This window comes from Tardiphaga robiniae (assembly GCF_013359755.1).
Classification (GTDB): domain Bacteria; phylum Pseudomonadota; class Alphaproteobacteria; order Rhizobiales; family Xanthobacteraceae; genus Tardiphaga; species Tardiphaga robiniae.
The window spans coordinates 1-25,513 of the sequence record NZ_JABMCJ010000061.1; the positions used below are offsets into that span (position 1 = coordinate 1).

Annotated in this window: 24 protein-coding genes; 13 read left to right on the forward strand and 11 right to left on the reverse strand. The window is 61.7% G+C overall.

The features are described 5' to 3' along the window. Positions 1-369 precede the first annotated feature (369 nt). A complete protein-coding gene (locus HP556_RS01450) occupies positions 370-1,197 on the reverse strand; it encodes a sterol desaturase family protein (RefSeq protein ID WP_089263571.1) in 828 nt (275 codons plus the stop codon). A 285-nt stretch (positions 1,198-1,482) separates the two neighbouring features. On the opposite strand from HP556_RS01450, the gene HP556_RS01455 reads away from it, so the two are divergent. The 9 genes from HP556_RS01455 (at position 1,483) to HP556_RS01495 (ending at position 10,320) form a co-directional block, all read left to right on the forward strand. Continuing rightward, positions 1,483-1,647 (forward strand): Flp family type IVb pilin, encoded by a 165-nt coding sequence (locus HP556_RS01455; protein WP_089261533.1) that lies wholly within the window; start codon positions 1,483-1,485, stop codon positions 1,645-1,647. Between the two features lie 303 nt (positions 1,648-1,950). Continuing rightward, positions 1,951-2,475, forward strand: coding sequence for an A24 family peptidase (locus HP556_RS01460; RefSeq protein ID WP_175365645.1), 525 nt, complete (start codon positions 1,951-1,953; stop codon positions 2,473-2,475). A 121-nt stretch (positions 2,476-2,596) separates the two neighbouring features. Then, complete coding sequence (gene cpaB / locus HP556_RS01465) at positions 2,597-3,382, forward strand: Flp pilus assembly protein CpaB (protein ID WP_089261538.1); 786 nt, start codon at positions 2,597-2,599, stop codon at positions 3,380-3,382. Positions 3,383-3,399: 17 nt separating this feature from the next. Further along, a complete protein-coding gene (locus HP556_RS01470) occupies positions 3,400-4,854 on the forward strand; it encodes a type II and III secretion system protein family protein (RefSeq protein ID WP_175365646.1) in 1,455 nt (484 codons plus the stop codon). 23 nt (positions 4,855-4,877) lie between these two features. Then, the gene (locus tag HP556_RS01475) at positions 4,878-5,612 is read left to right on the forward strand and encodes a CpaD family pilus assembly protein (RefSeq protein WP_175365672.1); all 735 of its coding nucleotides are present in this window, start codon (positions 4,878-4,880) and stop codon (positions 5,610-5,612) included. Continuing rightward, complete coding sequence (locus tag HP556_RS01480; RefSeq protein ID WP_175365647.1) at positions 5,609-6,871, forward strand: CpaE/TadZ family protein; 1,263 nt, start codon at positions 5,609-5,611, stop codon at positions 6,869-6,871. Before HP556_RS01475 ends, HP556_RS01480 begins: the two co-directional genes overlap by 4 nt. Positions 6,872-6,892: 21 nt before the next feature. Beyond that, positions 6,893-8,350 (forward strand): TadA family conjugal transfer-associated ATPase, encoded by a 1,458-nt coding sequence (locus HP556_RS01485; protein ID WP_120288696.1) that lies wholly within the window; start codon positions 6,893-6,895, stop codon positions 8,348-8,350. A 10-nt stretch (positions 8,351-8,360) separates the two neighbouring features. Further along, positions 8,361-9,335: a type II secretion system F family protein gene (locus tag HP556_RS01490; RefSeq protein ID WP_175365648.1), complete on the forward strand. Its 975-nt coding sequence runs from the start codon at positions 8,361-8,363 to the stop codon at positions 9,333-9,335. A 10-nt stretch (positions 9,336-9,345) separates the two neighbouring features. Next, positions 9,346-10,320 carry a type II secretion system F family protein gene (locus tag HP556_RS01495; protein WP_175365649.1) on the forward strand — a complete coding sequence of 325 codons (975 nt, stop codon included), beginning with the start codon at positions 9,346-9,348 and terminating at the stop codon, positions 10,318-10,320. Between the two features lie 54 nt (positions 10,321-10,374). On the opposite strand, the gene HP556_RS01500 is transcribed toward HP556_RS01495, so the two are convergent. Further along, positions 10,375-11,178, reverse strand: coding sequence for a tetratricopeptide repeat protein (locus tag HP556_RS01500; RefSeq protein ID WP_175365650.1), 804 nt, complete (start codon positions 11,176-11,178; stop codon positions 10,375-10,377). Between the two features lie 173 nt (positions 11,179-11,351). Here HP556_RS01500 and HP556_RS01505 point away from each other — a divergent pair, with 173 nt between their 5' ends. Then, positions 11,352-12,734, forward strand: a complete 1,383-nt coding sequence (locus HP556_RS01505; protein WP_175365651.1) for a leucyl aminopeptidase family protein — start codon at positions 11,352-11,354, stop codon at positions 12,732-12,734. Then, entirely contained in the window at positions 12,727-13,578 is an 852-nt protein-coding gene (locus HP556_RS01510; protein ID WP_175365652.1) for a C40 family peptidase, read from the forward strand. Before HP556_RS01505 ends, HP556_RS01510 begins: the two co-directional genes overlap by 8 nt. Here the strand turns inward: HP556_RS01510 and HP556_RS01515 are convergent. The 7 genes from HP556_RS01515 to HP556_RS01545 form a co-directional block, all read right to left on the reverse strand. Next, complete coding sequence (locus HP556_RS01515; RefSeq protein WP_175365653.1) at positions 13,562-14,218, reverse strand: NUDIX domain-containing protein; 657 nt, start codon at positions 14,216-14,218, stop codon at positions 13,562-13,564. The two genes, HP556_RS01510 and HP556_RS01515, sit on opposite strands and share 17 nt — an antisense overlap. A 6-nt stretch (positions 14,219-14,224) precedes the next feature. Beyond that, positions 14,225-15,862 (reverse strand): ABC transporter ATP-binding protein, encoded by a 1,638-nt coding sequence (locus HP556_RS01520; RefSeq protein WP_175365654.1) that lies wholly within the window; start codon positions 15,860-15,862, stop codon positions 14,225-14,227. 9 nt (positions 15,863-15,871) lie between these two features. Beyond that, the gene (locus HP556_RS01525; protein ID WP_175365655.1) at positions 15,872-17,050 is read right to left on the reverse strand and encodes an ABC transporter permease; all 1,179 of its coding nucleotides are present in this window, start codon (positions 17,048-17,050) and stop codon (positions 15,872-15,874) included. Then, a complete protein-coding gene (locus HP556_RS01530; protein ID WP_068736211.1) occupies positions 17,050-18,156 on the reverse strand; it encodes a microcin C ABC transporter permease YejB in 1,107 nt (368 codons plus the stop codon). Before HP556_RS01530 ends, HP556_RS01525 begins: the two co-directional genes overlap by 1 nt. Position 18,157: 1 nt before the next feature. Then, a complete protein-coding gene (locus tag HP556_RS01535; RefSeq protein ID WP_175365656.1) occupies positions 18,158-20,014 on the reverse strand; it encodes an extracellular solute-binding protein in 1,857 nt (618 codons plus the stop codon). Between the two features lie 14 nt (positions 20,015-20,028). Continuing rightward, positions 20,029-21,930, reverse strand: a complete 1,902-nt coding sequence (locus HP556_RS01540) for an extracellular solute-binding protein (protein WP_175365657.1) — start codon at positions 21,928-21,930, stop codon at positions 20,029-20,031. 234 nt (positions 21,931-22,164) lie between these two features. Beyond that, entirely contained in the window at positions 22,165-22,713 is a 549-nt protein-coding gene (locus tag HP556_RS01545) for a c-type cytochrome (RefSeq protein WP_068736206.1), read from the reverse strand. Positions 22,714-22,921: 208 nt separating this feature from the next. Between HP556_RS01545 and HP556_RS01550 the strand changes: the two genes are divergently transcribed. Together HP556_RS01550 and HP556_RS01555 are read left to right on the forward strand one after the other, a co-directional pair. Then, entirely contained in the window at positions 22,922-23,662 is a 741-nt protein-coding gene (locus HP556_RS01550) for a 3-deoxy-manno-octulosonate cytidylyltransferase (protein ID WP_175365658.1), read from the forward strand. A 45-nt stretch (positions 23,663-23,707) separates the two neighbouring features. After that, positions 23,708-24,556, forward strand: coding sequence for a prephenate dehydratase (locus HP556_RS01555; RefSeq protein WP_068736325.1), 849 nt, complete (start codon positions 23,708-23,710; stop codon positions 24,554-24,556). Positions 24,557-24,565: 9 nt separating this feature from the next. On the opposite strand, the gene HP556_RS01560 is transcribed toward HP556_RS01555, so the two are convergent. Together HP556_RS01560 and HP556_RS01565 are read right to left on the reverse strand one after the other, a co-directional pair. Then, positions 24,566-24,976, reverse strand: a complete 411-nt coding sequence (locus HP556_RS01560) for a YciI family protein (protein WP_093759237.1) — start codon at positions 24,974-24,976, stop codon at positions 24,566-24,568. A 78-nt stretch (positions 24,977-25,054) separates the two neighbouring features. Next, the gene (locus tag HP556_RS01565; protein WP_175365659.1) at positions 25,055-25,498 is read right to left on the reverse strand and encodes a VOC family protein; all 444 of its coding nucleotides are present in this window, start codon (positions 25,496-25,498) and stop codon (positions 25,055-25,057) included. Positions 25,499-25,513 lie beyond the last annotated feature (15 nt).

The following is a 25,513-nucleotide window of genomic DNA, read 5'->3' on the forward strand; positions in this document are numbered from 1 at the left end:
CCTTGGGACTTTAATTCGCGATCGGAGCGTTCGTCGAGGCAAAGTGCAAGCAACCGAAAAAACACCGCAGGCGGAACGTCGGGCACGCGCTCGGCGCCTCCGAAAGTCCTGATGCACTCTAAATTGCGGAAAACCGCATCGCATCAGGCCCAAGGGTGCAATGGGCACCCGGCGTTCCGCACGCCCTCTCACAGGGGGCAGGGAATGCAAGAGACGACGGCGCCCCCGCGCCGCAAACAATGGGGGCGATGACGCATGTCTTCAGAGCAGTGGCTGTTTGACAGTTGAATCTGCGATGGCGCGTAGGCGCCAGAGGAATCCCTTCCTCAGCGTGGCTACGCCGCTTGGGGGAGGAGCAGGAAGAGCGTGCTACTGCTTGAACGGATAGGCCAGTTGCCCGGTGAATTCGGTCGGCAAAGGCTCGCCGTCGACACCGTAATTATCCGGCAGTTCACCCTTCGGCATGCGGAAGGTCCCGAACATGATGTCCCAGATCGGAAACGTGCCGGCGAAATTGGTATTACCGCCGCGCTCCAGCGACGTGTGGTGCCAGCGGTGGAACACCGGCGTCGCCAGCACATATTTGAACGGCCCGAGGGTCCAGTTCAGATTGGCGTGCACGAAAGCCGAGTGGAAGGTCGTGAACGGGCCGACCCACAGCATGATGTTCGGCGAGATACCGGCCATCAATAGCAGCACGTCGACCGCGACGGTGCCGAGAAACAGGTTGACCGGATGAAACCGTGCAGCGGAGATCCAGTCGATCTCTTCCGACGAATGATGGATGGCGTGGTACTTCCAGAAGCCGCCGCCGTGATACATCCGGTGCAGCCAGTAGAGCATGAAGTCGGACACCACGAGGAAGAAGATCCCCTGTACCCAGAGCGGCATCTGCGCCAGCGGCCCGTGGCCGTTGTCGTAGAAGGCAATCAGTTCATCGGCATCGTGAATATTGAAGACGACGGCAGCGCCGACCACGAGGAGTCCGATCCGCACGACGCGGGTGATCAGCGGCACGAAGAACCAGTAGACCACGTCGGTCACGATCTCCGTCTTGCGCCACCAGTGCTTGCCGGGATTGCAGGCCCAGAAATGCGTCAGCACCGTAAAGACCACCGCAACAACCAGCGTGATCGGCACCACCTTCATGATGGTCTCGCCGAACATGTTCAGGACTTCCATGGGGAGTATAGTCATCGCGACCTCGTAGGCTCCGGAGGCCAAGAGTTACCGCGGTATGCTTAAGGAGCGATGAAGCGAAAAGGACACGCCTGGTGTCATCACACCCAAGTCATTCTAAAATCGCTTTAAGTAGGTATTTACCGTGCAAAAGAAGAGACAAATGCGACCGACTTTCATCAATCGAATTAACCGCACTGCAATTCCCCACTCCTAGTGTTCCCTCATGGTCACGGTGCTGAGAACGCCGGGGAGACCAGGCATCACGATCGACAGCCACGTGCACATATGGAGTTTTATATTATGAAGAACCTCGTTTCGCGTTTCATGAAGGATGAGTCCGGCGCCACCGCTATCGAATACGGCCTGATTGCTGCCGGCATCTCGCTGGCCATCATCGCGGTCGTTAACGGCCTCGGCTCGAACCTGAACGGCAAGTTCACCTCGATCAACGGCTCGCTCAAGTAAGCGACTGTTACGAGTGCATCAAAGGCTCCGGTGTCCGGAGCCTTTTTTGTTTCGGGATGCTGCTGAGCCGTCGTCGTCAAAAGTGTAATGCGTATGAGACACCCCGACATTCCCCGCTCCGTCCTGCAGGGACTTCAGATCTCGCTCCGCGACCCCGCCGGTCTGGTCTGCGCCGCATTGATTCTCGCGCTGGTCGCCGTCGCGATTCGGATCGCCAGCGTTTGGTAAATTCTTTCTTGTTGTCCGATTGTTCATTTCTGCTGGCTAGGTTTTCCGTTGTCGCCGTAACGGGCCCTTGAAGCCATGATCCTCGATTTGACGCGCCTCCTGCTGTTCCCGGGCCTGATGGCCTATGCGGCGATCAGCGACCTTTTCACGATGACCATTTCGAACCGTATCTCGCTGCTGCTGGTGGCGGGCTTCGCCGTGCTGGCGATCTTCGGCGGGATGGGCCTTCACGATGCGCTGTCGCATCTCGGCGCGGGGGCGACCGTGCTGGTGGTCGCTTTCGCCTGTTTCGCGTTCGGCTGGATCGGTGGCGGCGATGCCAAGCTCGCCGCAGCTGCGGGACTGTGGTTCGGCTTCGACCATCTCCTGAACTACCTCGTTTACGCCTCGCTGTTCGGCGGCGCGCTCACATTGCTGCTGCTCCAGTTCCGGCAGTGGCCACTGCCCTATGCGCTCGGCGGCCAAGCCTGGCTGATGCGTCTGCATCACAAGGAAACCGGCATCCCTTACGGTATTGCCCTCGCCCTCGGCGCATTGCTCATTTACCCCGACACCGGATGGGTGAAGACGATCGACCTGGCGCGTCTCGCGCTTCACTAAGATCGGAACTTTCTATTAACGCGATTTAGATACCGCTCATTAACCATGCTTTGACGAATAACTGGTCAACTCCCGTTACAGCGGCGGCAGCGTCGCGGCGTAATGTGGAAAGTTGAAGCGTATGAATACCGCACGCATTGTGGTCCTCGCCATTGCACTCGGCGCTGGCAGTGTGGCGCTATATCTTGCGAGCACATCGGACGCACCGCCGCCCCCTCAGGTCGCCGAAGCCCCGACAACTGACGTTCTCGTTGCCAAGGCCGATATCGCGCTCGGTCAGGCGCTCGGTCCCGATGATGTCCAGTGGCAGTCCTGGCCCGCATCAGCGGCGAGCACCAATGTCATCAGCCGTAACAGCCGCCCGGACGCAGCGACGCAAATCGCCGGCTCCATCGCGCGTTCGGCCTTCATTGCCGGCGAACCGATCCGCGAACCGAAACTGGTGCGCGCCAATGGCGCTGGCTTCATGGCCGCCGTTCTGCCGACCGGCATGCGCGCCGTCTCCACCGAAATTTCGCCGGAAACCGGCGCCGGCGGCTTCATTCTGCCAAACGACCGCGTCGACGTAATCCTGTCGAAGCGCGAACGTGGCACGGATCGCAGCGGCATTGAGGTCATCAACTCCGAGATCATCCTGAACAATATCCGCATTCTCGCCATCGATCAGGCGCCCAAGGAAAAGGATGGTCAGAATTCAGTCGTCGGCAAGACCGCAACGCTCGAATTGAAGCCCGAACAGGCCGAGTTGCTCGCCCGCGCGCGGCAGAGCGGCACGATCTCACTGGCATTGCGGGCCCTGGTCGACGCTAACGCGCCTGCGCCGGTTGAAGATCCCAATGGCGGTAAGCGCGACAGTATTAGCATCGTGCGTTACGGCATCCCGTCGACCGCGACCATGACGAAGTGATCAAGAGGACGCAGGCGATGAAGCGCATCACAACAGGCGGATCGATGCGGGCTCTTGCAGCCCGCGCGCTGTCGCTCACCGCCATCACGGCGCTCACGATCAATCCCGTATCGACGCCCGTTTTCGCGGCCGACTCCGCGTCCATGCAAGCCGGCAGCGCCGGCGCCTTGAACGCAAAATTCCTGCCGCTCGGCATCGGCAAGTCGATCGTTATCGACCTGCCGCGCGACATCAAGGATGTGCTGGTCGCCGATCCCAAGATCGCCAACGCCGTCGTGCGTTCGGCGCAGCGCGCCTACATCATCGGTGCGACCGTAGGCCAGACCAACATCGTATTCTTCGACGTCAACGGCCAGCAGATCGCCGCCTATGATATCGCCGTCACGCGCGACCTGAATGGTATTCGGGCCGCGCTCAAGCAGACCATGCCCAATACGGATATTCGCATCGAAGGTCTCGGCGATGGCGTGATGCTGTCGGGTACGGCATCGAGTCAGGTCGAAGCGCAGCAGGCCGCGGACCTCGCGGCGCGCCTCGTCGGCGGCATGGACAAGGTCGTGAACAGCATCTCGGTGCGCGGGCGTGATCAGGTCATGCTCAAGGTCACCGTTGCGGAAGTCCAGCGCAACATTGTCAAGCAGCTCGGCGTCGATCTGTCGGCATCGATGAGCTACGGCACGTCCGTCGTCAACTTCAACAATAGCAACCCGTTCACGGCGCGCGGCGGCAGCCTGGTCTCCGATAATGCCCTCAAGGCATCCTTCGGATCGACGCCATCCGTCACGGCGACGCTGAAAGCGATGGAAAACGCCGGCGTCATCCGGACGCTTGCCGAGCCCACGCTGACCGCGATCTCCGGCGAGACCGCCAATTTCCTTGCGGGTGGCGAATTCCCGGTCCCCGGCGGCAATACCTGCGATCCCACGACGCGGATCTGCACGACGCAGATCACCTTCAAGAAATTCGGTATTTCGCTGGGCTTTACGCCGGTGGTTCTGAGCGAAGGTCGTATCAGCCTGCGTGTCGGCACCGAAGTCTCCGAGCTATCGCAGGAAAATTCCGTCACGATCAGCGGAACGTCGATCCCGGCGATCAAGGTCAACCGTGCGGACACCACGCTCGAGATTCCGTCCGGCGGTTCGATGGTAATGGCCGGCCTTATCAAGCAGCAGACCAAAGCGGCCATCAGCGGCCTGCCGGGCATGTCGCAATTGCCTGTGCTGGGCACGCTGTTCCGCAGCCGGGATTACGTCAACAACAACACCGAGCTGATGGTCCTGGTCACGCCCTATGTGGTCCGCGCCGTCGCGCAGAAGGATCTCTCGCGTCCGGATGACGGCTTCGTGGATGCATCCGATCCGCAGGCCGATCTGCTCGGCAACGTCAACCGCATCTATGGCGCACCGCACCGCACCGAGCCGACCCAACCGACGCGCAGCTATCGTGGTGTTTTCGGCTTCATCACGGATTGAGACGGGGCAAGTATCCGATGACCATGATCAATCACACAGCGATACACTCTTCGCGCACACGGACCGCCACTGGCGCGCTGCTGTTCCTGGCGCTTGCGCTCGGCGGCTGCAAGACCGTTGCGCAGGACACGACGTCGAGCATACCGGACGATTACCGGCTGCGGCATCCCATCGTTGTCGAAGAACGGGCCAAGACCACCGAGGTCTTCGTCGGCAGCCAGCGCGGCGGCCTGTCGGCCACACAGCGCGCGGATATCGTATCGCTCGGTCAGGACTGGTTGCGCGAAGGCACCGGCGTCATCACTGCGGAGGTGCCGGTCAATACACCGAATGCACGCGCCGCCAGAGAGTCTTATCGTGAGGTTCATTCGCTCCTGATGGCGATTGGCGTGCCCCAGAACGGCGTCCTGATGCGTAGCTATCAGCCGAGCGATCCGCGTATGTTGCCGACCATCCGCGTCAGCTACCCGCTGATCGCGGCTTCGGCCGGTCCGTGCGGCACCTGGCCCGACGACCTTGCGTCGTCGATCAAGAACAAGGGCTATCTCGCGAACAAGCCATATTACAATCTCGGCTGCGCCCAGCAACGCAATCTCGCCGCCATGGTCGCCAATCCTTCGGACCTGGTTCAGCCGCGCGCCGAAACCCCTGTCTATGCCGGCCGACGTACCGTCGTGCTGGACAAGTATCGCAAGGGTGAGAGCACCGCGACGACCTATCCCGAAGACAAGACCAGAATCAGCAATGTGGGCCAATGATTAGCTACGCGCAGAAAACCGCAGACGAGCAGCCCTCCGCACCCGCAGCAGAGGAGCATATTGCGCCGGCACCGCGGGTGTCGGTGCAGGCGTTCTGCGAGACCGTGGAAACCGCTGCCGCTGTGCAGGCCGCCGCCGAGGACAGGCGCCTGGGCAAGGCTCACATCAAGATCCAGATGGGCGGCATGCCTGCGGCCATCGAGGCCTATCGGTCGGCACCGACGCCGAACGTCATCGTTCTCGAGACCGAACCGCGCGGCGACATTCTCGCTGGCCTTGATCAACTGGCGACAGTTTGCGATTCCGGTACCCGCGTGGTGGTGATCGGCAAGGTCAACGATGTCACGCTCTACCGCGAGCTCGTTCGTCGCGGCGTCAGCGACTACGTGATCGCGCCTGTTGCGACGATCGACGTCGTTCGTTCGATCTGCGGATTGTTCTCGGCGCCGGAAGCCAAGGCGGTCGGCCGTATCATTGCCGTAGTCGGCGCCAAGGGCGGCGTCGGCGCGTCCACCATCGCTCACAACGTCGCCTGGGCGATCGCGCGCGATCTGGCGCTGGACTCCGTTGTCGCCGACCTCGATCTTGCCTTTGGAACCGCCGGGCTGGACTACAACCAGGACCCGCCGCAAGGCATCGCCGACGCAGTGTTTTCGCCGGATCGTGTCGACACCGCCTTCATCGACCGTCTACTGTCGAAGTGCACCGACCATCTCAGCCTGCTGGCTGCCCCCGCCACGCTGGACCGCGTCTACGATTTTGGCGCCGAGGCCTTCGACTCGATCTTTGACACGCTGCGGTCGACAATGCCCTGCATCGTGCTCGACGTGCCGCATCAATGGTCGGGATGGACCAAGCGGGCCCTGATCGGCGCGGACGACATCCTGATCGTCGCGGCGCCGGATCTCGCCAACCTGCGCAATACCAAGAACATGTACGATCTGATAAAGGCCTCGCGCCCCAATGATCGCGCACCGCTGTACTGCCTCAATCAGGTCGGCGTTCCAAAGCGGCCCGAAATCAGCGCCAGCGAATTCGCCAAGGCCATCGAGACACCGCCGATCGTCACGATCCCGTTCGATCCACAGATGTTCGGCTCGGCCGCTAACAATGGTCAGATGATTGCCGAAATTGCGGCCGGCCATCGCACCACCGAACTCTTTCTGCAAATTGCGCAGCGGCTGACGGGCCGCGGCGAGGCCAAGAAGCCACGAGGATCCTTCCTGGGTCCGTTCCTGGAGAAATTGCGGTCGAAGTAATTCACCGCATGGAGTGTTGTCGTGTTTGGTAAGCGTAGCGGAACAGATACCGATGTCCGGGCCGTCAAGCCCGCCAGCGCGCCGGAGCCCTCTCCCGGCGCGATGGCTGCGTCTGCGCCACCGGCTGTGTCATCGCCGCCGCTGTCACCCGCGCGTGCTGCACCAGCGGCCCCCGTCATCGCAGAGCGTCGCTCCGAAAATTACTATCAGGTCAAAGCGACGATTTTCGGCGCCCTGATCGAGGCGATCGATCTCGCGCAGCTCGCCAAGCTCGACGGAGAATCCGCGCGCGAGGAAATCCGCGACATCGTCAACGAGATCATCGCGATCAAGAACATCGTGATGTCCATTGCCGAGCAGGAAGAACTGCTCGACGACATCTGCAACGACGTGCTCGGTTACGGGCCGCTCGAGCCGCTTCTGGCGCGCGACGACATCGCCGACATCATGGTCAATGGTGCCGGCACGGTGTTCATCGAAGTCGCCGGCAAGATCCAGAAGACCGGCATCCGCTTCCGCGACAATCAGCAGTTGCTGAATATCTGCCAGCGCATCGTCAGCCAGGTCGGCCGCCGCGTCGATGAATCCTCACCGATCTGCGACGCTCGTCTTGCCGACGGCTCGCGCGTCAACGCCATCGTGCCGCCGCTGGCCATCGATGGTCCTGCGCTGACGATTCGTAAGTTCAAGAAGGACAAGCTGACGCTCGAGCAGCTGGTCAAATTCGGCGCGATCTCGCCGGACGGCGCCCAGATCCTTCAGATCATCGGCCGCTGCCGCGCCAACGTGCTGATCTCCGGCGGTACCGGTTCGGGCAAGACCACGCTGCTGAACTGTCTCACCAACTATATCGACGACGACGAGCGCATCATCACCTGCGAAGACGCCGCTGAACTTCAGCTGCAGCAGCCCCACGTGGTGCGGCTCGAAACCCGGCCGCCGAACATCGAGGGCGAAGGCCAGGTCACGATGCGCGAACTGGTGCGTAACTGTCTGCGTATGCGTCCGGAGCGGATCATCGTCGGCGAAGTCCGCGGACCCGAGGCATTCGACCTGTTGCAGGCGATGAATACCGGCCATGACGGCTCGATGGGCACCCTCCACGCCAACAATCCGCGTGAAGCGCTGTCGCGCTGCGAATCCATGATCACCATGGGTGGCTTCTCGCTGCCCTCGCGCACCATTCGCGAAATGATCTGCGCGTCGATCGACGTCATCGTACAGGCCGCCCGTCTGCGCGACGGCTCGCGCCGCATCACGCACATCACCGAGGTGATGGGCATGGAAGGCGACACCATCATTACGCAGGACCTGTTCGTCTACGACATGGTCGGTGAAGACGCCAACGGCAACATCATCGGACGGCACCGCTCGACCGGTATTGGCCGCCCGCGGTTCTGGGATCGTGCCCGCTATTACGGCGAGGAGAAGCGGCTCGCGGCGGCGCTCGATGCTGCCGAAGTCATAGCGCCGAACTGAGGAGCGAATGATGAACATGCAGGCGCTCGCATTGGCATTCATGGCCAGCATCGCTGTCGGCGGTCTGGCCTGGGTTTTTCTCTATCCGCTGTTGTCCGGCGAGAAGAAGGCCGAAACCCGCCGTGCATCGGTCGCGCGGACGGAGCCCGTGGCGCGCCAGGTCGACAGAAACCAGCGGTCCCGGCGCGAGCAGGTCGAAGGATCTCTCAAGGAAGTCGAAGCACGTCTCCAGAAGGAAAAGAAGATCCCGCTCGGAATCCGGATCGCGCAGGCCGGCCTCGACTGGAGCGACCAGAAATTCATGGTGATCTCCGGCATTCTGGGAGGCGGAAGCTTCCTGGTGACCATGATGTTTGGCGGCGGTCTGCTCGCGGCCGCCGGTCTCGGATTCGCCGCCGGCTTCGGCCTGCCGCGCTGGATCCTCAGCTTTCTCAAGAAGCGGCGCGAGGCGGCCTTCCTCAAAGCGCTTCCAGATGCTGTCGACGTCATCGTTCGCGGTATCAAGGCCGGTCTGCCGCTATTCGACTCGATCAAGGTTGTCGCCGCCGACGCGTCGGAACCCCTACGCAGCGAATTTCTTGCCATCATCGAAACTCAGACCATAGGTATGCCGCTCGGCGAGGCTTGCGCGCGGCTCTATGAGCGCATGCCGCTTCCGGAAGCCAACTTCTTCGGCATCGTCATCGCGATCCAGCAAAAATCGGGCGGCAACCTCTCGGAAGCTCTCGGCAACCTCTCCAAGGTGCTGCGCGACCGCAAGAAGATGGCCGAGAAAATCCAGGCCATGTCGATGGAAGCCAAGGCGTCCGCCGGCATCATCGGCTCGCTGCCGCCGATCGTGATGTTGCTCGTCTATCTCAGCACGCCTGAATATATTTCGCTGCTGTGGACCCATCCGACAGGCCGCCTGATGCTGGCGGCCTGCGTGGTCTGGATGTCCTGCGGCATCTACGTCATGAAGCGCATGATCAACTTCGACTTCTGATGGTGCTGGCATGCTCGATCTCCTGATAGCAAAGCTTCACGACATCCGTTTCATGACGATGCTGCTGGCCGCGATCGCGGTTGCGGCAACGGCCTACAGCCTGCTGACGCCGCTATTCGCCGGCGATGGCCTCGCCAAGCGAATGAAAGCGGTCGCCAGCGAACGGGAGCGGCTGCGGCAGCGCGAGCGGGACCGCATGGCGAAAGGCGAGAGAGTGTCGCTGCGCCAGACGCCGAAGCAGTTGGTCTCCAAGGTCGTGACCGAGTTCAACCTCAGCAAATGGCTGGCGCAGGAAGCCGCGCTCGACAAGCTGGTCATGGCCGGCTATCGCGGCCAAGCGCCCTATATCACCTTCCTGTTCTTCCGCGCCGTCACGCCGATCGTGTTCCTCGTCTTCGCGATCCTCTATGTGTTCGTCATCTCGCGCATGGAACAGTCGATGCCCATCAAGATCGGCATGTGCCTCGGTGCCGCCTATCTTGGCCTGCAGGCGCCGATGATCTTTCTCAAGAATGCAATCACCAAACGCCAGCTTTCGATCCGCCGCGCGTTTCCGGACGCTCTCGATCTGCTGCTGATCTGCATCGAATCCGGCATGTCCATCGAAGTCGCGTTTCGCCGCGTGTCCATCGAGATCGGAACGCAGTCGGTGGCGCTGGCCGAGGAATTCACACTGACCACGGCCGAACTGTCCTATCTGCAGGATCGCAAGGTTGCATATGAGAACCTCGCAAAGCGTACCGGATTGGAGGGCGTCAAATCAGTCTGTCTGGCGCTAATGCAGTCGGAACGCTACGGCACTCCGCTCGGTCAGAGCCTTCGCGTGATGGCGCAGGAAAACCGCGACATGCGCATGAACGAAGCCGAGAAGAAGGCCGCCGCGCTGCCGCCGAAGCTGACGGTGCCGATGATCCTGTTCTTCCTGCCGGTTCTGTTCGTCGTCATTCTCGGCCCAACGGGCATCAAGGTCGCAGCGATGCAGTGAGGCCGGTGAGCTTGGCCTTGCTCAACGTCATTGCGAAATTTGACCTGCGAGAAATTACGACCGACGCGGCGCGTCGTCGTCCCGGGCGCCCAGGCGGGGCTGACCTTTACTGCTCAGCATCTGCTTGAGATAGGCGACATTCGCCGCTGCTTCGTCTGGGGGCAGGTCAGCCCTCACGATAGATTCCGCTTCACCGAACCGGCCCTGCAGGCCAACCACGAGACCGAGATTCTGGCGAACGCGCGGATCGACATTGCCGCGGCCCTGCGCGCGGCGCAGCGTCGCCTCGGCCTGCGGCAGATCCTTCGAGAGCATGTAGGACAGACCGAGATTGGAGAGCACGGACGACTCCTCCGGCCTGATCTTCAGCGCGCTGTCGTAGTAACGGCGGGCTTCGTCATGCCTCCCCATCTGGTCAAGGACGGCGCCCTGTGCCGACAGGATACGCCAGTCCGGATTGGCTGGGCTATGTGCGGTGGTCAGCACATCGAAGGCGCGCTGGAAGCTGCCGGCGTCGGCCAGCGCGCGGCCGTAGCCTGCCAGCAGCGGCTTGTTGCCGGGATTCGTCAGCGTCGCCTGTTCGAACACCGAAACGGCCTGGGCCCGCTGGCCGTTGGCCCGGAGCGCCTGGCCGTAACGCAGGGCAGCGTCAGCATCCTTGGGATTGGCGCGATAGCGTTCGCCATAGACTTCGGCAGCACGCGCGGGATCGGTATCGCTTGGTGCTTCCGCCCGAGCGCCAAGGGAACCGGTGATATCGGACATGCCCGCCGTCTTGCAGCCGGCAAGGCCTGCGGCCAGGATCGCGGTCACCGCCGCGGTCGTCAAAAGCCGGGCAAGACAAGGGGGCTGACGCATGACAGGTTGACTCAACAATGGCGCGAACGGGCGGGCCGGACGCCTTCAGCAATAGAGTGTTAACCCTAATGGCTGGTTAATCGGTGCAGACCGCGCCATATCCTCCCATACCGTCGCTTGACGCCCTTTGCGCTTCGGGTGTCATTGCCGCTCCCTTTCGCGAGATTCCGCATATGCATTCCGCCTTCGAGACCGCTGCCGCCGCATCCGCCATACCGATCACCTTCGCGACCAAGACGACCTGGCCCGAAATCAGCGCGGCACTCCCCGCGCGGGCGAGAGCTTTCGCCGCGGCCAACGGTTTTGCGGCGAAGCCCGGCGCGTGGCTGGCGCTGCCAGCAGAGGACGGCGCCATTGCCCAGGTGATCTTCGGACTGGAAGACGACAGCGCGACCTTCCGTGACCTGTTCCGCCCCGGACAGTTGCCTGGCCTGCTGCCGCCCGGCACCTACCGTTTCGCCAACGCCCCCCACGACACCCGCCTCGCCGTACTGGCTTTTGCGCTCGGCAGCTATCGTTTCGGCCGCTATCGCAAGAATGATGAGCCCAAGGCGAAGCTGGTGCCGCCGGATGGTATCGATGTCGCCGATATCAGCCGCATGGCCGAGGCTGCAGCACTGGCGCGCGATCTCATCAATACGCCGTCGAACGATATGGGACCGGAAGAACTCGCCGCGGCCGCCAGGGATCTCGCCACGCGTTTTGGCGCAGAGTTCAACTGCATCGTGGGCGACGACCTCGTGCAACAGAATTTTCCGCTGATCCACGCCGTAGGCATGGCCTCGACGCGCGTGCCACGACTGATCGATTTCTCCTGGGGTGATCCGTCGCATCCTAAAGTGACACTGGTCGGCAAGGGTGTCTGCTTCGACACCGGCGGCCTCGATCTCAAGCCATCGAGCGGCATGCTGATCATGAAGAAGGATATGGGCGGCGCCGCCAATGTCCTGGCGCTGGCGCTGATGGTAATGGACGCCAAGCTGAAAGTGCGGTTGCGCGTGCTGATCCCTGCTGTCGAGAACGCCGTGGCCGGCAATGCTTTTCGTCCGCTCGATATTTTCAAATCGCGCAAGGGTCCGACGGTCGAAATCGGAAACACAGACGCCGAAGGTCGCCTGGTGCTGGCCGATGCGCTGGCCTATGCCGATGAGGAGAAACCGGACCTGCTGGTCGATCTGGGCACACTGACCGGCGCTGCACGCGTAGCGCTTGGTCCAGATTTGCCGCCCTACTACACCAATGACGAAACGCTGGCGCTCGACGTTGCGCGCTGTGCGAAGGAGCAGAACGATCCGCTCTGGCGACTGCCGCTCTGGGCGCCCTACGATGCCTGGCTCGACTCCAAGGTCGCCAATATCAACAACGCACCATCCGGCGGTTTTGCCGGCTCGATCACCTGCGCGCTGTTCCTGCAGCGTTTCGTCGAAGCTGCGAAGAGCTGGCTGCATGTTGATATCTATGGCTGGACGCCATCGGCGAAGCCAGCGCGCCCCGAAGGCGGCGAATGCCAGGCGGCACGCGCAATCTATCAGCTATTGAGCCAACGCTATGGATAAACGCGACCCCAGGCTCACACCCGCGCGGCCAGACGTGGCCGCGCGATATCTTGAAGGTCAGGTCGAGGCCGCACGCTTCGTCGACGGCGAAGAATTCGAGGTTGCCGATGGCGTCGCCTCCATGCGGCTCCAACCATTCTCCGGCGCAGAAATGAATACGCAGGCCTTGAAGGGCGAGCGCTTCACCATCTACGACCGCAACGACGAAGGCTGGGCCTGGGGCCAACTCAATGGCGACGGCTATGTCGGCTGGCTCTCGGATCTCGCACTCTATCCACCCGGGCCGACGCCAACACACAAAGTGACCGCGCTCCGGACGTTCCTTTTCCCTGGGCCCTCGATCAAGCTGCCGCCGACAGATACGCTGCCGCTGGGCGCGCGCCTGGCCATCGTCAAGATGACAGATGCGTTTGCGATGACGAATGCCGGACATTGTGTACCGAGGCGGCATGTCGCGGAGATCGATGCGTTCGAAAACGATTTCGTTGCGGTCGCCGAGCACTTCGTCGGCACGCCCTATCTCTGGGGCGGCAAGAGCAGCCTCGGTATCGATTGCTCCGGGCTAGTGCAAATCGCACTGACCGCCGCGGGAACCGGATGCCCCCGCGACAGCGACATGCAGGAGAGCGGCCTCGGCCGCGCCTTGACAGACGCCGAGATGCAGCATCTGAAGCGCGGCGACCTGATCTTCTGGAAGGGCCACGTCGCCATCGCCCGCGATGCCGACACAATCGTGCATGCCAATGCGCATCACATGGCAACGGCCATTGAGGACACGAAAGGCGCCATTGCGCGGATCAGGGCGGCCGGCAGCAATGTCACGAGCATCAAACGGCTGGACTAGGCACCGCGCGCTCGTAGTAGTCCTGCAGTCGGTCACGATGCAGCGCCAACCACTGTAGGGCACTCACCATTAGGCCATTGTGAATTGCGCCGCCATCCAGCGCCGCGATCGCGTCGTGGATGGAGACCACGAAGGGCCGCGTATCCTCAGTCTCTCCGACGAGACCGCCCCGAACAGGCACCTTGCTGCTGTCGACGAAGCCGAGAAAGAACGTGATATATTCGTCGGTGCAGCCTGGCGTCGGCAGCACGCTATAGAGTTCAAACAAACGCTGCGGCGTTACGCCGATCTCTTCCGCGCATTCTCGCGCAGCGGCGGCGAGCGGCGTTTCATCGCCATCGATCCGCCCGGCGACGATCTCGACCATCTCACCACGCCCCGTGGCCAGATGCGCCGGCAAACGGAACTGGTGGATCAGTACGATCTTGCCGCGCTCCAGATCGATGGGAATTACTGCTGCCACCCTGCTCGCACGCAGCACGTCGCGCTGCTGCCGCAACGTCTCATCGTCCGCGCGAATGATCGCGAAATCGTACCGTTCGTAGGTCATGAAGCCGCGTCCGACCACCGTCGGAGCCGAGACAGCGACATCGGCAGCACGGTCCGTAATGGTGGGACGGTGATCGTTGTCTTTCGTCATTGTATCCTACTGCGCAGCATCCCCGCCCGGTGCCGTTTCGATCCTGAACGCTGCGGCAAACAGCGCGCGGGTGTAATCGCTCTTCGGATTCTTGAACAGATCCGCAGCCGGGCCCTCTTCGACCACCTTGCCGTGTCGCATCACGATCAAATGGCTGGCCAGCGAGGCGACTACGCGCAGGTCATGCGAGATGAACATATAAGTGAGATCGCGCTTGCGCTGCAGCTCGCGCAGGAGATCCACCATCTGCGCCTGGAACAACATGTCGAGCGCGCTGGTCGGCTCGTCCAGAACGACGAAACTCGGCTCCAGCACGGCTGCGCGCGCGATGCTGATACGCTGGCGCTGGCCGCCGGAGAATTCATGCGGATAGCGGAACCGGGTCTTGGGATCGAGGCCGACATCCTGCAGCGCCTTGACGACGCGCATCTCGCGATCCTCCTGCGAAAGAGAAGGCTGGTGCACGCTCAGACCTTCGGCCACGATATCGCCGACCGACATGCGCGGCGATAGCGCACCGAACGGATCCTGAAACACAATCTGCATGTCACGCCGGATCGGCCGCATATCCTTGAACTGCAGTCCCTGGATATCCTTGCTCAGGAACACGATCGGTCCTTGCGAGGAGATCAGCCGCAGCAACGCGAGCCCCAACGTCGTCTTGCCCGAGCCGGACTCGCCGACCACCCCCAGCGTTTCGCCCTGCCGTACCTTCAGACTGACGCCGTCCACGGCCTTCACGTGACCCACCGTCTTGCGCAGCAATCCGCGCTTGATCGGGAACCAGACCTTGAGACCGTCCGTCGACATCACCACCGGCGCTTCCGGCCGCGGCGGCGCGGGGTCGGGCTTCGGTTCGGCCGCAAGGAGTGCCTTGGTATAGGGATGCTGCGGCGCCGTGAACACCTGCTCCACCGGCCCCTGCTCGACGATCTTGCCGTTGTTCATCACGCACACCGTATCAGCGATACGGCGGACGATGCCGAGATCGTGGGTGATGAAGAGGAGACTCATGCCGAGCCGCTGACGAATGTCAGCCAGCAATGCGAGAATCTGCGCCTGCACCGTGACGTCCAGCGCGGTGGTCGGCTCATCGGCGATCAGCAGATCGGGCTCGTTCGCTAGCGCCATCGCGATCATGACGCGCTGGCGCTGACCGCCAGACAGCTGATGCGGATAGCTGGCGAGACGCGTTTCCGGATCGGGAATGCCGACTTGCGTCAGCAATTCCAGCGTTCGTTCGCGCGCCTTGCTGCCGCGGATGCCGTTATGGAGTTGCAGGATCTCGCCGATCTGCGCACCGATCGTGTGCAGCGGGTTCAGCGAGGTCATCGGCTCCTGGAAGATGATGGAGATATCGTTGCCCCGGATGCCGCGGATCTCGCGCTCTGACATGCTCAGGAGCTCATGGCCCTTGAAACGAATATGGCCGGACGGATGTGACGCCGTCGGATAGGGCAGCAGCCGCAGGATCGACATGGCGCTGACGGATTTGCCCGAGCCGGACTCGCCCACAAGCGCAACACACTCGCCCCGTTTGATCTCGAACGACACCCTGTCGACAGCGACCGACGTATTGCCGCCATGGTGGAAGGCGACCGAAAGATCGCGCACATCGAGCAGCGGCTGGTTGATGGCATCCATGCTGCGGCCCTACCTGAACGTCTTGCGCGGATCGAAGGCATCGCGCACGCCCTCGCCGATGAAGATCAACAGCGACAACATGATCGCCACCGCGAAGAAGCCGGTGAAGCCGAGCCACGGCGCCTGCACATTGGCCTTGCCTTGCGACAGCAGCTCGCCGAGCGACGGCGAGCCTGGCGGCAGGCCGAAGCCCAGGAAATCCAGCGCGGTCAGCGTCATCACCGAGGATGAGACGATGAATGGCAGGAAGGTCATCGTGGCAACCATGGCATTGGGCAGCAGATGCCGGATCATGATCTTGGCGTTGGATACGCCGAGCGCCCGCGCCGCCATGATGTATTCGAAATTGCGCCCGCGGAGGAATTCGGCGCGCACGAGACCTACGAGCGATACCCATGAGAACAGCAGCAGGATCCCAAGCAGCACGAAGAAGCCAGGCACCAGCACGGACGACAGGATCAGCAGCAGATAGAGTGACGGGATCGCACTCCAGATTTCGATGAAGCGCTGGAAGGCCAGATCGACCCAGCCGCCGAAATAGCCCTGCACACCGCCTGCGGCGATGCCGATGATTGACGAAACGATCGTAAGCGCGAGGCCGAATAGCACCGAGATGCGGAAGCCGTAGATCAGCCGCGCAACAACATCGCGGCCCTGATCGTCGGTGCCGAGCCAGTTATATTCGAGATCGCGGCAGCTCTTGAGGCCCTTCTTTTCGACCACCGGCTTGCACTGCTCCTCGGTGAGCATCCATGTCGGTTTCGACGGTGCCGGCGTCGGCAGATCGAGATTATGCGTGTCGTAGGAATAGCGGATCAGCGGCCAGAGAATGGTGCCGTTCTTCTCGGCGATCAGCTTCTGCAGGAACGGATCGCGATAGTCCGCAGCCGTCTCGAAATCACCGCCGAAGGTCGTCTCCGAATAAGTGACGAAAGCTGGGAAATACATCTTGCCGTCGAACTTGATGAAGAACGGCCGGTCATTGGCGATCACCTCTGCGAACAGCGAGATGAAGAACAGGGCCATGAAAAGCCAGAACGACCAGTAGCCGCGGCGATTGGATTTGAAGTTCTGCCAGCGGCGCTGGTTGAGTGGCGAGATGCCGAGCGGATGCCGCGATGGCGGCACGGCTTCGCCGAACGGCGACTGTGTGGTGCTCTCCACGGGAAGGGGCGCGGTGATGGTCATCAGACTTCTCGCGCCTCAAAGTCGATCCGCGGATCGATCCACATATAGGCCAGATCGGACAGCAGGTTCACCACCAGACCGACCAGCGAGAAGATGAACAACGTGCCGAACACCACGGGATAATCGCGGTTGAGGACGCTCTCGAAGCCGAGCAGGCCGAGGCCATCAAGCGAGAAGATCGTCTCGATCAGCAGAGAACCCGAAAAGAAGGCGTGGATGAATGCGCCCGGGAATCCGGCGATCACGATCAGCATGGCATTGCGGAAGATGTGATTGTAGAGCACCTGCCGCTCATTGCAGCCTTTGGCGCGCGCCGTCATCACATATTGCTTGCGGATTTCATCGAGAAACGAGTTCTTGGTCAGCAGCGTCATGGTGGCGAAGGCGCCGAGCACCATGGAGATCAGCGGCAGCGTCATGTGCCAGAAATAATCGATGATCTTCCAGTACCACGGGAACTGGCTCCAGCCGTCTGAAGTCAGGCCGCGTAGCGGGAAGATGCTCCAGAACGATCCACCCGAAAACAGGATGATCAATAGGATCGCGAACAGGAAGCCGGGAATGGCGAAACCGACAATGATGACCGCCGAGGTCCAGGTGTCGAAGCGCGAGCCGTCCTGCACTGCCTTGCGAATGCCGAGCGGAATCGAGATCAGGTAGGTGATCAACATCATCCAGATGCCGAGCGACATCGAGACCGGCAACTTCTCCTTGATCAGTTGCAGCACTGTCGTGTCACGGAAGTAACTCTTGCCGAAATCGAAGCGGGCGAAGTTCCACAGCATCAGCGCGAAACGTTCCGGCGCCGGCTTGTCGAAGCCGAACTGCTTTTCAAGGCTCTTGACAAAATCCGGATCAAGCCCCTGCGCGCCGCGATATTTCGAGTTCACCGCATCGCCTGCGGCGCCCGGCTGCGCACGGTTACCGAAGTCGCCGCCGGACGAGCCGGAGACGCGCGACGCGCCGGTATCGGCACCGCTGAGCTGTGCGATCACGCGCTCGACAGGACCTCCGGGCGCAAATTGCACCACCACAAAGGAGACGAACAGGATTCCCAGCAGTGTGGGAAACATCAGCAGCACGCGCCGTGCGATATATGCGCCCATGCTATTTGGCCTGCTCACTTGAAGGTTTTGCGGACGCCCACCACAGATCGGGGGCACCGACGCCGATATATTTCGGCAGATTGGCGGGATGGCCGAACACATCCCAATAGGCCACGCGATGCGAGGCCGCATACCATTGCGGCACCCAGTAGCGCCCGGCACGGATGACACGATCCAGCGCTCGCGCCGCGAAAACCAGCTTGGGCCGCGTATCGGCGGCGATGACTTCGTTCATCAGGGCATCGACCACAGGATCGGAAATGCCGGCGAGATTGTTCGAGCCCTTGGTCGCTGCCGACTGCATCGAGAAGAACGAACGCAGCGAATCACCGGGAATGGTGGAAAAGCTGAAACGTTCGATGGCTGCATCGAAGTCGAAATCGTCGCGGCGTGCGCGGAACTGCACGGGATCGACAAGGCGCACACTGGCCTCGATGCCGAGCGTGCCGAGATTCTTGATATAGGGCATGTGATGCGCCTGGAAAGCAGGCTCATCGAGCAAAAACTCGACCTTGAACGGCTCGCCCTGCGCCGTCATGCGCTTGCCGTCCTTCATCACGCAGCCGGCGTCGTTCAGGAGCTGGATGGCCTTGCGCAGCAGCGCACGGTCCTGACCTGATCCATCCGATGTCGGTGGCAGATAGGGCGCTCCGAAAACTTCGGCCGGCACCTTGTCGCGAAACGGCTCCAGCAATGCGAGCTCTTCCGGCGACGGCGCGCCGGTCGCCATCAAATCAGAATTCTGGAACGGCGACACCGTGCGCACATAGGCGCCATACATGATGGTCTTGTTGGTCCATTCGAAATCGAATGCATTGCCGAGCGCCTCGCGCACGCGCGGATCCTTGAACTTGGCGCGGCGTGTGTTGAGGAACCAGCCCTGCGCACCGGACGGTGTGTCATCGGGCAGCATCTCCTGCTTGACGCGACCATCCTTCACCGCGGGGAAATCGTAGCGCGTGTTCCAGATGCGCGAGGTGAACTCCTCGCGATACAGATAATTGCGACCGGTGAAACCTTCGAAGGCCACGTCGCGGTCGCGATAGAAATCGAACCGCACTGTATCGAAATTATAGCTGCCGCGATTGACCGGAAGGTCCGCGGCCCACCAGTCCTTCACACGATCGAATTCGATATAGCGCCCGACTTCGAAGCGCCCGACCTTGTAGGGACCGCTGCCGAGCGGCGTCTCCAGCGACGTCTCATCGAATGCGCGCTTATCGTAATAGGCCTGCGAGAAAATCGGCATGCCTGCCACGAACAACGGCACATCGCGGCCGCGTTTCTCGGCGAATGTCACCACCAGCGTCAGGTCGTCCACAGCCTCGGCCTTCACCATGTCGCGCATCTGCTGCGTGATGATGGGATGGCCCTTGGTCTTGAGGGCCGTCAATGAGAATGCCGCATCGCGTGCAGTGAGCTTGCTGCCGTCGTGGAAGCGAGCTTCCGGCCTCAGCGTAAAACGATAAGTCAGACCATCGGCAGAGATCTGCACGGACTTCGCGACCAGCCCGTACATCGCGTCTGGCTCGTCGCCCGCGCGCACCATCAGCGGGGCGAAGGTCATGCCCATGCCCTGCGCGCCGTCGCCCTTCAGAACATAGGCGTTCAGCGAATTGAAGGTCTGGAACGACTGGTTGAATGCACGGCTCGACGGCACCGTCGAGAAGGCGCCGCCCTTCGGCGCCTTGACGTTGACGTAGTCGAAATTCGGAAAATCGGCCGGATATTTCAGATCGCCAAAGGCGGAGATGCCGTGGGCTTCGCTCGGCGCTTGCGCCAAAGCGGGGCTGAAGCGTGACGCCGCGATAGCGCCGATCCCGAGACCCAGCACGTGCCGACGATTGAGCTGCGCCATGCGCGATGTGCTCCTCAAGAGCGCTTGCCGATCTTGGCGGCCTTGTCGGCGTCGTACCACCAGATGGCGGGGAAACCCGACTGGCCGTATTTCGGCGGCTCGGGCGGTCGGCCAAAGCGATCCCAGCGCGCGGTGCGGACCTTGTTGTAGGTCCATTGCGGCACCACGAAGTTGTTCCACAGCAGCACACGATCGAGCGCCTTGGTCGCAGCGACGAGATCGTTGCGGTCCTTGGTGAAGATCACGCGATCGATCAGCTTGTCGATCGCAGGATTCTTGATGCCGACGATGTTGCGTGAGCCGGCCATGTCGGCAGCCTGCGAGCCCCAGAATTCACGCTGCTCGTTACCGGGTGACAGCGACTCCGGCCAGGACGACACGACGATGTCAAAATCCCAGGTCCGCAGCCGGTTCTCATATTGCGTGGCATCGATGGTGCGGACCGACACGCCGATGCCGAGACGTTCCAGCGACGGCTTGAAGAACAGCATCACGCGCTCGAAAGAGGGATCCTCGCCGAGCAATTCCAGCTCAAACGGCGCACCGGTCTTGGCATTGACCAGTTTGCGATCACGGACTTCGTAGCCCGCTTCCTTGAACAGTTGCAGCGCTTCGCGAAGATTGCCGCGCACATTTTCAGCACTGCCACCGACCGGATTCGTATAGGGCTTGGTGAAAACCTCCGGCGGCACTTCGGCGCGCACCGTCTCCAGAATCTCCAGCTCCTTGCCTTCCGGCAGGCCTGAGGACGCAAGCTCGGTGCCGTCGAAATAGCTGGAGATGCGCTTGTACTGGCCAAAGAAGATCTGCTTGTTCATCTCCTCGAAGTCGAACGCATAATTCAGCGCGCGGCGGACGCGCGGATCCTTGAACTTATCGCGGCGAATGTTGAGCGCGAAGCCCTGCATGATGCCCGACGAGCGATTGAGGAATTCCTCGAGAACAACGCGCTTCTCGGCCACCGCCGGAAAGTCATAGGCCGTCGCCCAGTTCTTGGCGCTGTTCTCGGTGCGCCAATCCACCTGGTCGCCCTTGAAGGCTTCGAGCGCGACGGTGCCGTCGCGGAAATACTCGTAGCGCAGCTCATCGAAATTATTGCGACCGACATTCACATTGAGGTCGCGCCCCCAATAGTCTTTCACGCGCTCCACCGACACCGAGCGCCCCGGGACGAACTCCTTGATGCGATAGGCGGCGCTGCCAAGCGGCGCCTCAAGTGTTGTGCTGCCGATGTCGCGCTTGGCGCCGGAAGCATTGGTGCCTTCCCACCAATGCTTGGGCAGCACGGTGAGCTGGCCGACGATCTGCGGCAGTTCACGGTTGCCGGGCGCATCGAAGGTGAACTTGATCTCGCGCTCGCCGACCTTCTCGGCCTTCACCACATGGCGGTAATAGGCAGAATATTGCGGATGATATTTCTTGAAGGACTCAAGCGAGAAGATCACATCCTCCGGGGTCACCGGCTTACCATCATGCCACCTGGCATTCACACGCAGCCGGTAGGACACCCAGGAGTAATCCTCGGGATGGCTGACGGCTTCGGCCAGCAGACCATATTCGGTCGAGACCTCGTCCAGCGATCCTGTCGTAAGGGACTCGTAGATCAGTCCGACGGCACCGGCGATGTTGCCCTTCACGCCGGCCACCGCGATGTTGAAATTGTCGAAGGTCCCGATGGCGATCTGGCGGACGGTGCCCCCCTTAGGCGCTTCCGGATTGACGTAGTCGAAGCGCTTGAACTCCGCCGGATACTTGATCTCCCCGAACAGGGACAGCGCATGGCGCCATTCTGCACCTTTTGCCGCAGACTGGGCACTTGCTGCGTCGATGACGGAGAGGCTGCCGGCACCACCGATGACAGGGGCAAGTGCGGCGAAGGCGCTGGTCTGGAGAAGGCGGCGTCGGGAAATCGTCAATGTGCTGAATCCTGTGAACCGAAGCAGTCTATTAGAACGGTCATATAAGGCGAGGGTTCGACCGATTATGCCGGCTTTTCCGCAGGATACCACCCGTCACGCTGGTTGCATCCTAACGCGTTGCGGCCAAACGTCCCGCTTAAGCTTTGGTAATGCAGATACGAAAACGGCCAGGCTGAGCCTGGCCGTTTAATCGATGATAAATTACCAAGGAACAGCGTTACGACACCGTCCTCATTTCGCTGCAGTGGGCAGCGGCACCGGCTTATCGGCGAGAGTTGCGAGATAGGCGATCACGTCGGCGCGCTCGCTATCCTTTTGAATGCCGGCGAAGCCCATGGCCGTGCCCGGTACGGTGCCCTTCGGATTGGCGATGAACTTGTTCAGCTCCTCGAAGGTCCAGGTGCCGCCCTTGGCCTTCATGCCCGCCGAGAAGTTGAACCCGGCCTTGCCTTCGCCCACCTTCTCATTGACGACGCCGAACAGGTTCGGGCCAACGCGGTTCGGACCGCCCTTTTCGAATGTATGGCAGGCGGCGCACTTCTTGGCTGCGGTTGAGCCCTTCTCGACCGAAGCCGTCTGCAGCAGCTTCTCGATCGGTTCGGACGGCGCGGCAGCGGCCTTGGCACCGCCGGCGGCCTCTTCCTTCACGGCGATATCAAAGCCGGGCTTTTCCATATGCTTCGGTGAAAACACAGCCTGGGCGGTGAAATTCGTCACCATCAGAACCAGGCAGGTGCCGAGAATGGCGCCCATAATCTTGTTGAGTTCGAAGGAGTCCATAGTCGAAAAGCCCCACGCCGTTTTAGGTCATTGGAAGGCCGCTCCAACGGCCTCGACACACTCAGGAATCACGTTCCTGCGGCCCTCAGGCCTGCCGTTTTGAGATAACGGTTTGCCCATCCTCTGGCAACCCGTATAAACGCCGCGCCCTTTGATGTGCATCATACTTTTCGGGGGGAAGATCACTGGAATCCAAGCCGATTTTGACATGACAGACACACGCACCCTGGTGCTCATTCCCGCCCGGATGGCGGCCACCCGCCTGCCCGGCAAGCCGCTGCTCGATATTGGCGGGCTGCCGATGATCGTGCATGTGGCGCGACGCGCCAAAGAGGCCGGTCTGGGCCGTGTCGCCATCGCCACCGATACGGCCGACATCGCGGACGCCGTTAAAGCCCACGGTTTCGAGGCGGTCATGACCTTCCCGGACCACCCGTCAGGGTCCGACCGGATTTTTGAGGCCCTGTGCAAGCTCGATCCGGCCGGGCACGTCCAGACCATCGTCAACGTCCAGGGCGACCTGCCCACTATTCCGCCGGGCGACATAAGCGCCGCGGTCCGCCTGCTCGACGACCCCGCGGTCGACATCGCGACCCTGGCGACCGAGATCCACAAGGATGACGAACATACCAATCCGAGCGTGGTGAAGCTGATCGGCTCGCCAGCCGGACCCGACAGGCTGCGTGCGCTGTATTTCACCCGAGCCACGGCGCCCTATGGCGACGGGCCCCGCTACCATCACATCGGGCTTTATGCCTATCGGCGCGCCGCGCTCGAAGGCTTCGTCAAACTCGCGCCGTCGACGCTTGAGCTGCGCGAAAAGCTCGAACAGCTCCGCGCACTGGAAGCCGGCATGCGGATCGACGCCGCCATCGTCGATAGCGTCCCGCTCGGCGTCGATACGCCCGCGGATCTCGAAACCGCCCGCCGGCTACTGGCAAAAACCTGAGTGACTGATACAAGGCCCGCCATGACCATTCCCCAAAATCAGATCATGAAGATCGCATTCCAGGGCGAGCCCGGCGCCAATTCCCATATCGCCATCGTCGAGGCGTTTCCGAATGCCGAGCCGCTGCCCTGCGCCACCTTCGAGGATGCGCTGGCCGCGATCACCTCGGGCGAGGCCGATCTCGGCATGATCCCGATCGAGAACTCGATTGCCGGCCGCGTCGCCGACATCCATCATCTGCTGCCGCAGTCGGGCCTGCATATCGTCGGCGAGTGGTTTCTGCCCATTCACCACCAGATGATGGCGCTGCCCGGCGCGAAGCTCACCGACATCAAGACGGTGGAAAGCCACGTCCACGCGCTTGGCCAGTGCCGCCGCATCATCCGCAAGCTCGGCATCAAGGCCATCGTCGCCGCCGATACCGCCGGCTCGGCCCGCGCGATTGCCGAACGCGGCGACAAGAGCTGCGCCTCGCTGGCCTCACGGCTCGCGGCAGATATCTACGGGCTCGAAATTCTCGCCGAGGACGTCGAGGACGAGGATCACAACACCACGCGTTTCGTCATCCTTTCCAAAGACGCCAAGTGGGCGCCGCAGGGCTCCGAACCGCTGGTCACCAGTTTTGTTTTCCGCGTCCGCAACCTTCCTGCGGCGCTCTACAAGGCACTCGGCGGCTTCGCCACCAACGGCGTCAACATGACCAAGCTGGAAAGCTACATGGTCGACGGCGAGTTCTTCGCCACGCAGTTCTACGCCGATGTCGACGGCCATCCGGATGACCGCAACCTCGCTTTCGCACTCGAAGAACTGAAGTTCTTCTCACGCGAATTCAGGATCGTCGGCGTCTATCCGGCGCATCCTTTCCGCGCGACCTTCGGCGAACCGACCTCGTAACCGGCAAGTTCAGGACGACGCCGGCCGGACGTGATCGGTCAGCGCATGCGTCGCCGCCATGGGCGATCCAGGCAGAAATAGCTGAACCGGACGGATTTCATAGACCGCAGTCGGATTGACGCGGCGCAGATCGCGCGCGGTCGCGACGGCGTCCTCACGGGTCGCACAATCGACCACATAGAAGCCGAGCAACTGCTCCTTGGTCTCGGCAAAGGGCCCGTCGATGACCACGCCGGCACCGGGTCCGCGCAAGGTGAATGCACCCTTGGTGCCGCCCAGCCGCGCAGCCGGCCCCATCCGGCCGTCGGCCGTCAGCTTCTCGTGAAGCTCATGAAGATTGGCCATCACCGCAGTGTCTTCGTCGGCCGTCCACGACACGACGACGTCTTCGACGTGATAGGCCAGGATTGCATAGAGCATAGGTTTTACCTCGTGTGGTGACGGCGCCGATCCAAGGACGTTTCGGTAGTCCCGATCCCGACATTGCCTTTCGAAACTTTACGACGCCTCGCAAATTGACGCGTCCACCGCAACCAACTCGACGATATTGCCGTCCGGATCGGTGACGTAAATGGAGCGCCAGCCGATCCATCGGTGTTCGTAGGTGTTCGGCTTGAAACCCGCTTTCGTCAGGGCATCGAGAGCAGGCTGATAGTCCGATAACGCAATCTCCAGCGCAAGGTGATGCAGAGTGGGTGCCCGCAAATCGGGAGCAGACCATTTCGTGTCGTCACGATTGGACGGCTGATCGGCCCTGAAAAGACCGATAATCCGGTGATGGCCTTCAAAGCCATCTTCCACTTTGAGAAATACAATCCGATCGTCGAAGGCGCGCAGCAGACTGAGACCAAGGACATCTCGATAGAAACTGACCGCGCGCGGCATATCGCTGACACGCAGAACAACTTCGCCAAGGCCACGCGGTGTTACCAGAGGCGCCATCATCCCCTCCCATTG